Raw genomic sequence first — 14,328 nt, 5'->3', positions numbered from 1 at the left:
CCCCTGACACCAACGCGGCGCTGAGCGTGGTGAGCCGGGCCAACCCACGGGTGACGATCCGTCCGTTCGACGGCGGAGGCGCGGCACGCCGACGGCCCCGCGCTCGCTTTCCGCTCCGTCTCGGGCTTGGCAGGTCCCGTGCCTGATCCTTTAAAGGGGGGCCGGTCTCTTGTCCCTTCGTCGCGGCAGGGCCATGGGTTCGGAACCGAGGATACGGGACACAGAGCGCATGGCGAAGCCGGGGGACGAAGACGAACAGGCCATCGACCGCCTGACCCTGTACATGCTCAAGGAGACGTACTGCGCCGCTGCGGGCGCCCTGATGCGGATGAGCCCACAGGCGGCCGGGGCCCTGTTCGAAGCCTTCGAGCGGCAGATCGCCGACGCGCTCCAGCGCATGCACGCCCACCGCTCGGAGGGGCCGGATTCAACCGCGATCGCCCTGGCGGTCGGCGACCGGATCGCCGACATCCTCGATCAGGCCCATCGCCGTCAGTTCGAGCCGGCGACCGCACCGGGACTCGAGGACCGCAGCCTCACGGCCGTACGGGAGGCGGGCATCTCGAACGAGGCGGTCGAGATGCTGGCTGACCTCCAGCGCCGCTTCCCCCTGCCCTGAACCGTCGCCGCGGGGAGAGCGCGGCGACGGGACGGTCCTACTCCGCCGGCACCACCTGCGGTGTCAGGGGCGCCGGTTCATCCTCGAACGGGCGCTCGGGATGCATGGTGAAGGCGAGGCCCGCGCCCAGAAGCAGCAGGCCGACCGACCCGGCAAACGGCAGGATCCAGTTGCCGGTGAGATCCACGATCAGGCCGAAGGTGAGCGGCGAGACGATCGCGGCAAACGCCGAGCCGAAATTCATCAGCCCGCTCGCGGTACCGGCATATTGGGGCGCGATGTCCATCGGCACCGACCAGATCGGCCCGATCACCAGTTCGAGGAAGAAGAAGCCGCCGCTGAGCAGCAGCGCCACCAGGGTCAACTCCTTGGTGAAGAACACGCCCGCGAGGCAGGCGGCGGCGCCCAGCATGCCGAAGCAGATCACGTTGCGGCGCGCCTTCTGCAGGTCGCCGGTCTTCTTCAGGATGCGGTCGGAGATCACGCCGCCGAGCGTGTCGCCGACGACGCCGGCAAAGAACACGCCCGAGGCGAACAGGGCCGAATTCTTGATGTCGAGGCCGTAGCCGTCCTTGAAGAACGAGGGCAGCCAGTTGAGGTAGAGCCACAGCGACCAGCCGTAGCAGAAATAGGTCAGCGTGACGGGTGCCATGCGCGGGATCAGCCGGCGCCACGGCACCGGCGGTTTGGCGGCGGGCTTCGCCGTTCGGTCATGGATCGCCAGCCGCTCCAGATCCTCGTTCGTGACGGCCTTATGCTCGCGTGGGTCGTCCCGGTAGTAGAATACCCACACCAGCACCCAGGCGAAGCTGACGATGCCGAGTACGACGAAGGCGCCGCGCCAGCCGACATAGGCCATCATCAGCACCACCATCGGCGGCGTGATGGCGTTGCCGAAGCGGGCGAAAGAGTGGGTGATGCCCTGCGCGAAGCCGCGCTGGTCCTTGGCCACCCAGGACTGCATCGCCCGCGTGGCGGTGGGGAAGGTGGCGCCCTCGCCGAAGCCGAGGGCGAAGCGGGCCAGGAACAGCGAGACCACGCCGCCGACGAAGCCGGTTGCCACCGTCGCCGCCGCCCAGATCAGGCCGCAGATGAACAGCGTGCGCCGCGCACCCCACTTGTCGGCCATGGCGCCGCCGATGATCTGGAACACCGCGTAGGGGTAGGCGAAGGCCGAGAAGATGAGGCCGAGTTCGGTGTTGCTGAGGCCGAGTTCGCGCTTGATCTCCGGGGCGGCGGTGCCGACGTTGACCCGATCGACATAGGTGATGAAGTACATCAGGCAGAGCAGGAACAGCACCATGCCCGGCGCCGTCACGCGGCGTGGGATCGTGATCATCGGGGCTTCCTCCGGTTCTCATGAGCAATCACCCCTGGCTCCGCATCTGACGCGCGGCTCGGCCCGGGGCGTGGGCGTTCGGGGAAAGATCAGCCGTCGAGGCCGGCGCGCAGGGTCGTCATGGCGGCGAGCACGCCGCCCGGCCGGTGCGGCACGCCGGCGGCCGCCAAGCCCATCTCGACGCCGGACAGCGCGCCCATCAGAGTCAGGTCGTTGGTCTCGCCGAGATGGCCGATGCGGAAGATTCTGTCGGCGAGCTTCGACAGCCCGGCGCCGAGGGACATGTCGAATTTCTCGAGCACCCGCGCGCGGAAGGCGTCCGCGCTATGGCCGTCCGGCATCATCACCGCGGTGAGCACCGGCGAGTGCTCGTCCGGGTTCCGGCACAGCACTTCGAGGCCCCAGGCCTCGACCGCGGCGCGGGTCGCGGCGGCGAGCCGCTGGTGGCGGGCGAAGACGTTGTCGAGCCCTTCTTCGAGCAGAATCGCGACCGCCTCGCGCAGGCCGTAGAGCAGGTTGGTGGCCGGCGTGTAGGGGAAGTAGCCGTTGGCGTTGGGCTTCAGCATCTCCTCCCAATCCCAGTAGGAGCGGGGGAGGTTGTTGGACTTTCCGGCGGCCCGCGCCTTGTCCGAGATCGCGGTGAAGCCGAGGCCCGGCGGCAGCATCAGCCCTTTTTGCGAGCCGCTGACGGTGACGTCGACGCCCCACTCGTCGTGGCGGACATCGACCGAACCGAGGGAAGAGATCGTATCGACCAGCAGCAGGGCCGGGTGGCCGGCAGCATCGATCGCCCGGCGGATGGCGGGGATGCGGCTCGTGACGCCGGTGGAGGTCTCGTTGTGGACCACCATCACCGCCTTGAAGGAATGGCCCCGATCCTCGGCGAGCCGCGCCTCGACCTGGGCCGGATCGACGCCGTGGCGCCAATCGCCGGGCACGAACTCGACCTCGATGCCCCACCGCGCCGCCATCTGCCGCCACAGGGTGGCGAAGTGCCCGGTCTCGAACATCAGCACCCGGTCGCCGGACGAGAGCGTGTTGACGATCGCCGCCTCCCAGGCTCCCGTGCCGGAGCCCGGATAGATCACCACCGGCCCCTTCGTGCGGAAGATCGTGCGGCACCCCTCCAGCACCTCGCGGCCGAGCACGCCGAATTCCGGCCCGCGATGGTCGATCACCTGCCGGTCCATGGCGCGCAGCACCCGCTCCGGCACCGGGCTCGGTCCCGGAATGTGCAGGAAGTGTCGTCCGGTTCGGCGCGTCATGGGTCCTCCCGTTCGGCCAGGCGCCGGGCGTTTCACGTCGCGCCCGGTCATTTCATCCTGCAAGTTTGCATTCATTTTTAGCCGAGACAAGAAGTATCATGCCTACATTCGTCCCATCGACGGCGGTTGAGCCCGCTGCTACCAATCGGTCATGACTTCCGCCATGACACGCGCCGAACGCGAATCGGAGGGCGCGGACGGCCCGGTCCCCCTCCCCGCCGAACTTCAGGCCAAGGTCCAGGCCAAGGTTCATGCGACGCCTCGGGAAAACCTCGTTCACTCCCTCCACGACGCGGTGCTGGCGCGGCTGCGCGAGTTCATCGTCGAGGGCAATCTCGCGCCGGGTGCCCGCGTCCCCGAACGGCTCCTGTGCGAGCGCTTCGGCATCTCGCGCACGCCCCTGCGCGAGGCGCTGAAGGTGCTGGCCTCGGAGGGGCTGATCGACCTGCTGCCGAACCGCGGCGCGCGGGTGCGCCGGATCGGCGAGGGGGAGATCGTCGAGCTGTTCGACGTGATGGGCGGGCTGGAGGCCCTGGCCGGGCGGCTTGCCTGCGAGCGCATGACGGACGAGGCCTATGCCGAGGTCGAACGGCTCCATCACGAGATGTACGGCCACTATCTGCGGCGCGACCTGCACGGCTACTTCGCCTGCAATCAGGCGATCCACGACCGCATCGTCCAGGCCGCCGACAACGCTCCCTTGAGTGCCACCTATGCCAGCTTCGCGGGACGTCTGCGGCGGGCGCGCTACTCGGCCAATCTCGACGCCAACCGCGACCGCTGGGGCGAGGCGATGCGCGAGCACGAGGAAATCCTCGATGCCCTGCGCCGCCGGGCCGGGGCGGAGCTCAGCGACATCCTGTTCCGCCACCTGCGCAACAAACGGAAGGCTGCCGCTGACAGGGAGGCCTCGCAGCCTGCTGCCAGCGAGCCGGCGACCGCCGACAGCGAGTGATGTCGGCAAAACCCATCATTTTTGAATGCATTTTGCGCGACAGAACGGCCCGGATATGCCTCGCTTTGCCGCCAACCTGAGCCTGCTGTTCACCGAGATGCCGCTGCTCGACCGGTTCGCGGCGGCCCGCGCCGCCGGGTTCGCAGCGGTGGAGATGCAGTTTCCCTATGCCGAGATGAAGGCCGCGCTGGCGCACCGCCTCGCGGAGACGGGCTTGCCGCTGGTGCTGCACAACCTGCCGCCCGGCGATTGGGCGGCGGGCGAGCGCGGCATCGCCATCCTGCCCGACCGGAGACCTGAGTTTCGTGAGGGCGTCGCGCGGGCGATCGACTATGCCGGGGCGCTCGGATGCCGGCAGATCAACTGTCTCGTCGGCCTCGCACCGCCGGGCGCCGACCGGACGCGCCTTCTCGCGACGCTGACCGAAAACCTCGCCTACGCCGCCGACGCGCTGGGCAGGGCGGGCCTCCGCCTGTTGATCGAGCCGATCAACGACCGCGACATGCCGGGCTTCTTCCTGAACCGCCTTGCCGACGCCGCTCGCGTGATCGAGGAGTTAGGCTCCGAAAATCTCTTCATCCAGGCAGACCTCTACCACATGGCGATGATGGGCGAGGATCTGGCCACGGAACTCACAACGCACCGCGCCCGCATCGCCCACGTGCAGATCGCCGACGCCCCCGGCCGCCACGAGCCCGGCACCGGCCGCATCGACTTTTCCGCTGCGTTCGCGGCCCTCGACGCCTCGGGCTACGCTGGCCTCATCGGCTGCGAATACCTCCCCGCGGCCCGCACCGAGGTGGGCCTCGGCTGGATGTCGGCCTACAGATAGTCCCGGGATTCCAAAAGGATCATCCCTTTGGCGGGGTGTTGGGGCAGCGCCCCGGCATTCTTCCAGGGCTCTACCCTGGACCCGCGAAAGGACTCGTCCTTTCGAAACCTGGACTTTTGCGGTGCAGGCGCCGCCACAGGCTCGGGGTCACGCCGGTCCAGCCGAGGAAGGCGCGGGTGAAGTGGGCCGCGTCGGCGTAGCCGAGATCGAGGGCGATCCGGCCGATGGGCGCCATGCCCTCCGCCAGCAGCGCCTCGGCCCGCGCCCGTAGGACGCCTTGGAGGATCGGTGCGAAGCCCATGCCCTCCCCCTCCAGCTGGCGCTGCAGGCTGCGCCGCGACAGGCCGAGCCGGCGGGCGACCCCATCGATCGAGGGACGGCCGTCGAAGAGCGCAAGTTCGATCAGACCGGCAACGCAGGCCGTCAGCCCACCGGGCGGCACTGAGGGCGCCGCTTCGAGGAGCGGGCCGGGGGCCGGGTTCGGCGTCGCCAGAAGCGCGGCGTCGAAGTGCAGGCCCGCGTGCGGGCCGAGGCCCAGGTCGCAATCGAAGACCCGCTCGATCTCGGCCCGATCGGGAAGGACCGCGCCGGTCAGCACCGCCCGCTGCGGCCGCCAGCGCGGCCCGAGAAAGTGGCGCACGGTGCCGAGCAGGTAGCCGAGCGCCAGCATCTCGTTGGTCTGCCGCCCCGCTTCGATCCGCTCGGTGACGGCGTAGCCGTAGACGGCGCCCTCGCCCTCCCGGCGCAGGCCGGTCCAGGTCGCGGTCTGAAGGAGTGTCGGTGTGATCGTCTCGACCCGCGCCAGCGCCTCGCCGAGGGTCGCGCAGGCCCGCACATGCCGGCCGATGGCACCGAGGCCGCCGATGCCGGTGGCGGTCGCGAGCCGCGCGGGCAGCGCGGGGTCGCCGCTTTCGCGAACCGCCTCTTCCACGAGGCGAAACTGGTCGCGCAGCAGGATGAGACGGTCGGGCGTATCCATCACGGCAAACGGCATCTCGGCCCTCCGGAACACCCGCGCAACCGAGCCGCCCCTCGCCTCCACCGCCGTCACGATCGGGCCCATCGTGCAGGCCCGCGTCAGTCCGAGGCTGTTCATGCGCCCTCCTCCCGAGGAGCAGGCTCGGCCGGGTGGCATCGAATGGCAAGAGCCCACGCGCCGAGCGTCGTAGCGTCCGCCCGAGCCGCCGCGTGCGGCGTCGCCGTGGTGGGGTGAGCATGAACGGACTGCGTTCTACCAGATCGGGGGGGCGCCTCGCTGCGGCCGGTTTCATCCTCGCGGCGTTGCTGTCGGCTCCGCGTGCCGAACCGCGACCGCCCACACTGGCGATCCTGCCGCTCAAGCTCCTCGACACCTCGGGCGAGCCGATCGACCAAGGGCCTGAGCACGCTCGACGACTTGCGGCGATGGCGCGGGGCCTCGCGGAGGATCTCGACGCGGGCGGGGGCTATCGCACCCTGCTCGTCACCGCGGAGACGCTGCGCGGGCGCTGTCCGGACGAGCAGCCGGACTGCCTCCTCAAGGCGGCGCGGGAGGCCGGTGCGAGCCGTGTCTTCGTCGGCGTGGTCCACAAGAGCAGCACGCTCATCCTGCAGCTCTTCGCACGGGTGGCCGATGCCCGCACCGGTCATGCTCTGCTGACCCGCGACCTCAACTTCCGCGGCGATACCGACGAGGCGTGGCGCCGCGCTGGCGTGTTTCTGGCCGGTCAGATCCGGGAGGCCGGACCCTGACCGGTTTAAGTCCGCCGCCCCGTGATCGAGGCGGCGGAGCGTTGTTCAGAAGATCGGCATGCCGCCCGCGACGGTAATGAGGGCGCCGGAAGTGTAGCTGCTCTCTTCGGCCGCCAGCATCACGTAGGCCGAGGCGAGTTCCGCCGGCTGGCCGGGGCGGTTGAACGGCACTTGGCTGCCGAAGGTCTTCACCGCCTCCTCGCTCATCCCGGCCGGGATGAACGGGGTCCAGATCGGGCCCGGCAGCACGCCGTTCACGCGGATGCCCTTCTCGGCCAGCAGCTGCGCGAGGCCGAGCACCATGTTGCTGAGCGCGCCCTTGGTGGCGCTGTAGGCGAACAGGGTCGGCACCGGGTGCTTGGAATTGACCGAGGAGGTGAAGATCACCGACGCGCCGGGCTTCAGGTGCGCGAGTGCCGCCTTGGTGGCGTAGAACGGGCCGAAGATGTTGGTCTGGAAGTGCTTCTCGAAGATCGCGTCGTCGATGTCGGTGACGCCCTGGTTCGGCTGCTGGAAGGCGGCGTTGTTCACCAGGATATCGAGCCGACCGAATTCCCTGACCGTGCGGTCGACGATCTCGCGGGCATAGGCCGCGTCCTTGATGTCGCCGGGGAGCAGCAGGGCGCGCCGGCCCGCCCGCTCGATCCAGGCCCCGACGGCCTCCGCGTCCTTCTGCTCGTCGGGCAGGTACGAGATCGCGACGTCCGCGCCCTCGCGGGCATAGGCGATCGCTACCGCACGGCCGATGCCGCTGTCGCCGCCCGTCACCAGGGCCGCTTTGCCGGTGAGCCGGCCGGAGCCCTTGTAGCTCTCCTCACCGTGATCCGGCTCAGGCGCCATCTTACCCGTTTGGCCGGGAAAGCTCTGGGGCGGCGTCTCGAAGGGCGGGCGCGGGTACTTCGTCAGCGGATCGGTCATCACGGCTCCTGTTCGGGGATTGCCGCGACAACCGGATGGGAGGGCCTCCGTTCCGAAGTGGCGACCCTGAGCCGCGGTCAGCCCGCCGGCACGAGGGCTGCGTCGAGCACGCGGGCGACGTGGATCGCGTCGCGGCCGAGGCCGTCGTGGATCTGGTGGCGGCAACTCGTGCCGTCGGCGACCACGATGTCGGCGGCGGACGCCTTCCGCAGCGCCGGGAACAGCGACAGCTCGGCCATGGCGAAGGAGACGTCGATGGTGTCCTTACCGTAGCCGAAGGAGCCGGCCATGCCGCAGCAGCTCGACTCGATGACGCGCACATCAAGCCCCGGCACCGCGCGCAGCACCGCCTCCACCGGCGCAAACGCCCCGAAGCTCTTCTGGTGGCAGTGGCCGTGCAGGTGGGCGACCCGTCCGCCCTGATCGGCGAGCGGAAGGCTGATGCGGCCCGCCGCGAGATCGGCGGCGAGCAGTTCCTCGAACAGGAAGGCTTGGCCGGCGAGTTCGCTCGCCTCCTCGCGCAGCAGCAACGACAGAAACTCGTCACGGAAGGTGAGGAGGCAGGAGGGCTCCAGGCCGACCACGCGGGCGCCGGCCCGCACGAAGGGCAGGAGCGTGTCGAGGGTGCGCCGGGCTTCCTCCCGCGCCCGGTCGGTCTGGCCGGAGGCGAGATAGGTGCGGCCGCAGCAGAGCGGGCGGCGGCCCTCGTGGGCGACGACGCGGTGCAGGCGGTAGCCGGCGGCCCGCAGCACCCGCTCGGCCGCTTCCAGGTTCTCGCGCTCAAAAGCGCGGTTGAAGGTGTCGCCGAACAGGACGAGATCGCGGTGGTCGCCCGCCACGTCCTGCGGGTGGGCAACCTCGCCGGTCTCGCGCCAGGGCCGGCGCCATTCCGGCAGTGAGCGACGGGCCGAAAAGCCGGCCCAGGCCTCACCGAACCGGGCGAGCGCCGGATAGCGGTTGCGCAGGTTCAGGAGCGGCGCCAGCGCCGCGGCGACGCCCGCGTAGCGCGGCATCTCGGCCACCAGCCGCTCCTTCAGCGGCAGACCGTGCCGGGCATGGTAGTGGTGGAGGAACTCGACCTTCATCTTGGCCATGTCGACGCCGGTCGGGCATTCCCGGCGGCAAGCCTTGCAGGACACGCACAGGTCCATCGTGCGCTTCATCTCAGGCGACAGGAACGCGTCCGGCCCGAGCTGGCCCGAGATCGCGAGGCGCAACGAGTTGGCTCGTCCGCGGGTCAGATGCTGCTCATCGCGGGTGGCGCGGTAGGAGGGGCACATCGCGCCGCCGGCGAGCTTCCGGCAGGTGCCGTTGTTGTTGCACATCTCCACCGCCGGGCCGAACCCGCCCCAGTCCGACCAATCCAGCGCCGTCTTGTGCGGGGCGCTCACGGCGTAGTCGGGGCCGAACCGCATCAGGGTGCGGTCGTCCATCTTGAGCGGGCGGACGATCTTGTTCGGGTTCAGGCGGTTGTCGGGGTCGAAGCCGTCCTTCACCGTCTCGAAGGCGCGGGTGAGCGTTGCGCCGAACAATGGCTCCACGAATTCCGAGCGCGAGATGCCGTCGCCGTGCTCGCCTGAGTAGGAGCCCTTGTGGCGGCGCACCAGCTCCGCCGTCTCCTCGGCGATGGCGCGCATCTTCCGCACATCGCCGCCCTGCTTCATGTCGAGGATCGGGCGCACATGCAGGCAGCCGACGGAGGCGTGCGCGTACCACGTGCCGCGGGTGCCGTGCCGCGAGAACACCTCGGTGACCGCGTCGGTGTAGTCGGCCAGATGCTCCAGGGGGACGGCGCAATCCTCGATGAAGGATACCGGCTTGGCGTCCCCCTTCATCGACATCATGATGTTGAGGCAGGCCTCGCGCACCTCCCAGACCGCTTTCTGACGGTTCGGCTCCACCACCTCGACCACGGCGTCGGGAAAGCCGTGATCGGCCATGCACTGGTCGAGGCGCTTCAGGTCGTGCTTCAATATGGCGAGGTCGTCGCCCGCGAACTCGGTCAGCAGCAGGCAGTTCGGGGCGCCCTTCGTGATGTCGGCCAGGGTCGTGCGGAACAGCGGAATGTCGGCGCCGAGCACGAGCACGTTGTTGTCGACGAGTTCGACCGCCACAGGGTCGAGGCCGACGATCGCCTTCGTCGTCTCCATCGCGGCGCGGAACGAGGGGAAGTGGCACACGCCCATCGCCCGGTGGGCCGGCAGGCGCGAGAGCTTGAGCGTCACCGCGGTGGTAGCGGCCAGCGTCCCCTCCGAGCCGACGAGGAGGTGGGCGAGGTTCGGGCGCGGTTCGATCAGGGAATCGAGATTGTAGCCCCCGACCCGCCGCTGCACCTTCGGGTACATCGTCTCGATTTCGTCGCGGTGGGCGTCCGCCAGAGCGAGCATGCGTCGAGCCAGATCCTCCGCCCGCGCGCCGCCGGTCACGGCGCTCGCCGCGTTGCCGGTGAGCCCGAAGCCGAAGGCGGCGCCGTCGTGGAACAACGCCTCCAGGGCGAGCACGTTGTCGCTCATCTTGCCGTAGCGCAGCGAGCGGGCGCCGCAGGAATTGTTGCCGGCCATGCCGCCGATGGTGCAGCGGGTCGCGGTCGAGGGCTCGACGGGGAAGAACCAGCCATCCGCCTTCAGCCGGGCGTTGAGGCGTTCCAGCACGTGGCCGGGCTCGACGGTGACCGTGCCGCCTTCCGCGTCGTAGGCGAGCACGCCGTTGAAGTGGCGCGAGCAATCGACGACGAGGCCGGAGCCGATCGGCTGGCCGTTCTGCGAGGTGCCGCCGCCGCGCAGGATCACGGGGATGTCGTAGTCGGCCGCTACCTTCAGTGTCGCGGCGATGTCCGCGGCACTCTTGGGGAAGACCACGCCCGCCGGCATGATCTGGTAGATCGAGGCGTCGGTCGCGTAGCGTCCGCGGGTGAAGGCATCGAAGCGGGCCTCGCCCTGCAGCACCTCCGCGAGCTTGCGCGGCAATCCGGCCGCGTTGCGGGCCTTCGCACGCGCGCTGGAGGCCGGTGCCTCGGACGCCGCCTCGGCCGGTTTCGCGCTCGCGCCCAAGTGGAACCTCCCTCCCCGCGCCGCACCCTGTACGAGCGCATGGCTTTTTGAATGCATAATTCTTGCGCGAGGTCGGGTCAAACGCGGCAGGGTCGCAGCGTCCCTTCCACGTCGAAGCGGCCGCCGAGGGAATCGGCGGCCGCTTCGACGGGTGGGTGTTGGAGAACGGTTGGGAACGCCGGTTACAGGGCGATCCGCTGCGGGATCGCGTCCGGTCGATCCTGCCGATCGACCATGGGCTCGGGCAGCACGATGGCGCAGGCGGGTACAGCGTGCGGAGGCTGCATGACGGGGGCCTGCCGCAGGAGGATCGGGTTTGGTTCCGGTGCCGGCACGACCGGGGCCGGACGCGGCGCGGCGGGCCGCAGGCTGCGCTCCATGAAGCCGCGCACCAGCGGCACGATGTCCTGGCGGAAACGCGAGCCGTTGAAGATGCCGTAATGCCCGGCGCCCGGCTGCATGTGGTAGGTCTTGGCCGCCTCGGGCAGGTTCACCGCGAGGTCGAGCGCGGCCTTCGTCTGGCCGAGTCCGGTGATGTCGTCCTTCTCGCCCTCCACGGCCATCAGGTGGCAGCGGCGGATCGCGCTAAGATCGACGGGCTCACCGCGATGGCGCAGGGTGCCGCGCGGCAGATCGTGACGGATGAAGACCCGCTCGATCGTCTCGAGGTAGAACTCGGCGGTCAGGTCCATGACCGCGAGGTACTCGTCGTAGAAGGCGCGGTGGCGGGCGGCCGAGTCGCCGTCGCCGCGCACGAGATGGTCGAACATCGCGTGGTGGGCGTCCCGGTGGCGCTCGAGATTCATCCCCATGAAGCCGGCGAGTTGCAGGAAGCCCGGATAGACCGCGCGGCCCGCGCCCGGATATCCGCCCGGCACCGTGTGGATGCAGTGCCGCTCAAACCACGCGAAGCCCTTTTCCTCGGCCATGGTGTTGACGGCGGTCGGCGAGCGGCGGGTATCGACCGGCCCGCCCATCAGCACGGCCGAGCGCGGCGTGAGCGGGTGATCCTCGGCCTCCATGCGGGCGATGGCAGCGAGCACCGGCACGGAGGGCTGGCACACGGCCGCGACGTGGAGATCCGGCCCGAGCGCCGCGAACAGGGCGATACAGGTATCGATGTAGTCGTCGAGGCCGAACCGGCCGGCGCTGGCCGGCACCTGACGGGCGTCGGACCAATCGGTGATGAAGACCTGATGGCTGGGGAGGAACGCCTCGACCGTGCCGCGCAGCAGCGTGGCGTAATGGCCCGACATCGGTGCGACGATCAGCAGCTTCGGCTTAGCATCCAGCTCCGGGGAAGGCTCGCCAAAGGCGACGACGCGGCAGAACGGGCGCTCCCAGACGATGCGTTCCGGCACGCCGAGCCCGAAAGCCGGCTTGGCGTAGACGCGGGTGACACGCTCGAACATCTCGCAGCCCGCGGCCATGGTCCGGCTCTGCGGGGCGTAGGCGAAGGGATTGAACGGGTTCTCGCAGGCAAGCTTGGTGGCTTCCACCGCCAAGCGCATCGGTGCGAGCATGAGATGGCCGGCCTCGTAAAGAGGATACAGCATGCGAGCGCTTCCCTGGGAGCAGCTCGCTTGAATCAAGCTGTCCTTTTCTTGAGTTCGTGAGGTCTGAAACTCCCGAACCCTAGAAAAAGTTTCGTTTGCTCAAGTGGGGCTGTGGATCAGGACAGTTTCACCCCTCTCATGCCAAATCCGGTTGATCCCTTCGGGACGGCGGATTTGAGCTTCGCTCAGTCGCCGCGCGGGCTTGCTGATCCGGTCCCCGCTTGGATCAAGCGGAAACCGTATCATAAGTCGCGCTCTATCGGCTTGGCGGACGCCACGCGTCTCACACAACGACCGCTGCGCCGCCGCTCCTGTAGGGGCGACGACGAGTGACCGGACGTCGTGTGAGGCGGGCTTAACGTGTGACGCGGCGGCCGGGGCGGCGGGCCACGGCGCACCCGGCCCGGTCAGGCGTTGGCCTGCGTCAGGAACTTCGTCGTGAGATAGGCCTCGATCGCCTCCGAGCCGCCCTCGCTGCCGTAGCCGGAATCCTTCACGCCGCCGAAGGGCGTCTCGGGCAGCGCGATGCCGTGATGGTTGATCGAGATCATACCGGCCTCGACCCCTGCCCCGACCCGGTTCGCCCGGGTGCCGGAGCGGGTATAGGCGTAGGCCGCCAGCCCGTAGGGCAGACGGTTGGCCTCGTTCAGCGCCTCGTCGTCATCGGAAAAGCGCCGGATCGCCGCGATCGGCCCGAACGGCTCCTCGTTCATGAGCCGGGCCTCCAGCGGAACGTCGGCGAAAACGGTGGGCTCGAAGAAGTGACCGCGATTGCCGATGCGGCTGCCGCCGGTGAGGAGGCGCGCGCCCTTCGCCTCGGCATCGGCCACGAACGCCTCCATTGCCTCGACCCGGCGGCCGTGGACGAGCGGGCCCATCTGCGTCTCGGGATCGAGGCCGTCGCCGACCTTGAGCGCTTTCGAAGCAGCCACGAAGCCGTCGACGAAGCGGTTGTACACGCCCTCCTGCACGAGGAAGCGGGTCGGGGCGACGCAGACCTGGCCGGCGTTGCGGTACTTGTTGGCGGACAGCACCCGCACGGCGGTCTCGATGTCGGCATCATCGAACACGATCGCCGGGGCATGGCCGCCGAGTTCCATCGTCGCCCGCTTCATGTGCTGGCCCGCGAGCGCCGCAAGCTGCTTTCCGACCGCGGTCGAGCCGGTGAAGGTGATCTTGCGGATCACCGGATGTGGGATGAGATAGCCGGAAATCTCGGCCGGATCGCCGTAGACCAGGGCGAGCGCGTCGCCCGGCACGCCCGCATCGAGAAAGGCGCGCACCAGTTCGGCGCAGGAGGCCGGGGTATCCTCCGGCCCCTTGAGGATCACGGGGCAGCCGGTGCAGAGCGCCGCCGAGAGCTTGCGCACCGCCTGATTGATCGGGAAGTTCCAGGGCGTGAAGGCCGCCACCGGCCCGACCGGCTCGCGGGTGACGATCTGCAGCACGCCCTCGGCGCGGGGGGGGATGACCCGGCCGTAGGCGCGCCGGCCCTCTTCGGCGAACCACTCGATGATGTCGGCGGCCACCCCGGTCTCGACCCGCGACTCGGCGAGCGGCTTGCCCTGCTCGATGGTCATGGTGCGGGCAATGTCTTCCGCGCGCTCGCGCAGCAGCGTGGCGGCCCGGCGCAGCACCTTGGACCGGTCGAAGGCGGAGACCCGCCGCCAGGCGGCAAAGCCCCGCTCGGCCGCCTCCAGCGCCTCATCGAGGTCCGCTCGCGTCGCGACCGCGACCCGGCCGATCGCCTCGCCCGTGGCCGGGTTGAGAACGGCCAGGGTCTCGCCGCCGCCACCGGGACGCCAGCGGCCGGCGATGTGAAGCGGAACGTCGAGGTCCATGGCCATCTCCGTACGAGGGATGGCCTTCATATAGGTCCTGCACGCGTGCGGCACCCCGGCTCCGGCCGAACACCGTCGGTCGGCCTCGCCCGTGGAATGCCCCTGCTACTGGATATTCGGCGAGAGGCGGAGATTCGGTGAAAGGGAAGAGCGAGAGGAACCCAGCCGGCGCGATCGCGTCCTCGTTCGGTGCCTGACGAGACTTCCGGTCGCGGGCCGCTT

The 14,328-nt window shown here is 69.5% G+C and carries 11 protein-coding genes; 4 read left to right on the top strand and 7 right to left on the bottom strand.

Annotation, left to right across the window (positions count from 1 at the left end; all coding sequences use genetic code 11):
• Positions 1-229: 229 nt before the first annotated feature.
• Positions 230-619, top strand: a complete 390-nt coding sequence (locus J2W78_RS08320) for a hypothetical protein (protein ID WP_253369648.1) — start codon at positions 230-232, stop codon at positions 617-619.
• Between the two features lie 37 nt (positions 620-656).
• Here the strand turns inward: J2W78_RS08320 and J2W78_RS08315 are convergent, their stop codons facing one another.
• Both J2W78_RS08315 and J2W78_RS08310 read right to left on the bottom strand, forming a co-directional pair.
• Positions 657-1,958, bottom strand: coding sequence for an MFS transporter (locus J2W78_RS08315; protein ID WP_253369646.1), 1,302 nt, complete (start codon positions 1,956-1,958; stop codon positions 657-659).
• Between the two features lie 89 nt (positions 1,959-2,047).
• Positions 2,048-3,223, bottom strand: a complete 1,176-nt coding sequence (locus J2W78_RS08310; protein WP_253369644.1) for a pyridoxal-phosphate-dependent aminotransferase family protein — start codon at positions 3,221-3,223, stop codon at positions 2,048-2,050.
• Positions 3,224-3,386: 163 nt separating this feature from the next.
• Between J2W78_RS08310 and J2W78_RS08305 the strand changes: the two genes are divergently transcribed.
• Positions 3,387-4,178, top strand: a complete 792-nt coding sequence (locus tag J2W78_RS08305; protein WP_253369642.1) for a GntR family transcriptional regulator — start codon at positions 3,387-3,389, stop codon at positions 4,176-4,178.
• A 55-nt stretch (positions 4,179-4,233) separates the two neighbouring features.
• Complete coding sequence (gene hyi, locus J2W78_RS08300) at positions 4,234-5,010, top strand: hydroxypyruvate isomerase (RefSeq protein ID WP_253369640.1); 777 nt, start codon at positions 4,234-4,236, stop codon at positions 5,008-5,010.
• A gap of 70 nt (positions 5,011-5,080) precedes the next feature.
• On the opposite strand, the gene J2W78_RS08295 is transcribed toward hyi, so the two are convergent.
• Complete coding sequence (locus tag J2W78_RS08295; protein ID WP_253369638.1) at positions 5,081-6,106, bottom strand: AraC family transcriptional regulator; 1,026 nt, start codon at positions 6,104-6,106, stop codon at positions 5,081-5,083.
• Positions 6,107-6,225: 119 nt separating this feature from the next.
• On the opposite strand from J2W78_RS08295, the gene J2W78_RS08290 reads away from it, so the two are divergent.
• Positions 6,226-6,741 (top strand): DUF2380 domain-containing protein, encoded by a 516-nt coding sequence (locus J2W78_RS08290; protein ID WP_253369636.1) that lies wholly within the window; start codon positions 6,226-6,228, stop codon positions 6,739-6,741.
• Positions 6,742-6,786: 45 nt separating this feature from the next.
• Here J2W78_RS08290 and J2W78_RS08285 read toward each other — a convergent pair whose 3' ends face one another.
• The 4 genes from J2W78_RS08285 to J2W78_RS08270 all read right to left on the bottom strand — a co-directional run bounded on the left by J2W78_RS08285 (position 6,787) and on the right by J2W78_RS08270 (position 14,106).
• Positions 6,787-7,659, bottom strand: a complete 873-nt coding sequence (locus J2W78_RS08285; RefSeq protein ID WP_253369634.1) for an SDR family oxidoreductase — start codon at positions 7,657-7,659, stop codon at positions 6,787-6,789.
• Positions 7,660-7,736: 77 nt separating this feature from the next.
• The gene (locus J2W78_RS08280; protein ID WP_253369633.1) at positions 7,737-10,709 is read right to left on the bottom strand and encodes an FAD-binding and (Fe-S)-binding domain-containing protein; all 2,973 of its coding nucleotides are present in this window, start codon (positions 10,707-10,709) and stop codon (positions 7,737-7,739) included.
• Between the two features lie 182 nt (positions 10,710-10,891).
• The gene (locus J2W78_RS08275; protein ID WP_253369631.1) at positions 10,892-12,265 is read right to left on the bottom strand and encodes a polyhydroxyalkanoate depolymerase; all 1,374 of its coding nucleotides are present in this window, start codon (positions 12,263-12,265) and stop codon (positions 10,892-10,894) included.
• A 407-nt stretch (positions 12,266-12,672) separates the two neighbouring features.
• Entirely contained in the window at positions 12,673-14,106 is a 1,434-nt protein-coding gene (locus J2W78_RS08270; protein ID WP_253369629.1) for an NAD-dependent succinate-semialdehyde dehydrogenase, read from the bottom strand.
• Between the last annotated feature and the right edge of the window lie 222 nt (positions 14,107-14,328).

The organism is Methylorubrum extorquens, from assembly GCF_024169925.1.
In the GTDB taxonomy this organism is placed as follows: domain Bacteria; phylum Pseudomonadota; class Alphaproteobacteria; order Rhizobiales; family Beijerinckiaceae; genus Methylobacterium; species Methylobacterium extorquens_A.
Note: the sequence above shows the minus strand (reverse complement) of the source record. Positions and strands in the feature narration are given on the sequence as shown.

Coding starts and splice junctions, on each gene's coding strand:
- J2W78_RS08320 (WP_253369648.1), top strand. CDS start 230: ATGGCGAAGCCGGGGGACGAAGACGAACAGGCCATCGACCGCCTGACC.
- J2W78_RS08315 (WP_253369646.1), bottom strand. CDS start 1,958: ATGATCACGATCCCACGCCGCGTGACGGCGCCGGGCATGGTGCTGTTC.
- J2W78_RS08310 (WP_253369644.1), bottom strand. CDS start 3,223: ATGACGCGCCGAACCGGACGACACTTCCTGCACATTCCGGGACCGAGC.
- J2W78_RS08305 (WP_253369642.1), top strand. CDS start 3,387: ATGACACGCGCCGAACGCGAATCGGAGGGCGCGGACGGCCCGGTCCCC.
- hyi (WP_253369640.1), top strand. CDS start 4,234: ATGCCTCGCTTTGCCGCCAACCTGAGCCTGCTGTTCACCGAGATGCCG.
- J2W78_RS08295 (WP_253369638.1), bottom strand. CDS start 6,106: ATGAACAGCCTCGGACTGACGCGGGCCTGCACGATGGGCCCGATCGTG.
- J2W78_RS08290 (WP_253369636.1), top strand. CDS start 6,226: ATGAACGGACTGCGTTCTACCAGATCGGGGGGGCGCCTCGCTGCGGCC.
- J2W78_RS08285 (WP_253369634.1), bottom strand. CDS start 7,659: ATGACCGATCCGCTGACGAAGTACCCGCGCCCGCCCTTCGAGACGCCG.
- J2W78_RS08275 (WP_253369631.1), bottom strand. CDS start 12,265: ATGCTGTATCCTCTTTACGAGGCCGGCCATCTCATGCTCGCACCGATG.
- J2W78_RS08270 (WP_253369629.1), bottom strand. CDS start 14,106: ATGGACCTCGACGTTCCGCTTCACATCGCCGGCCGCTGGCGTCCCGGT.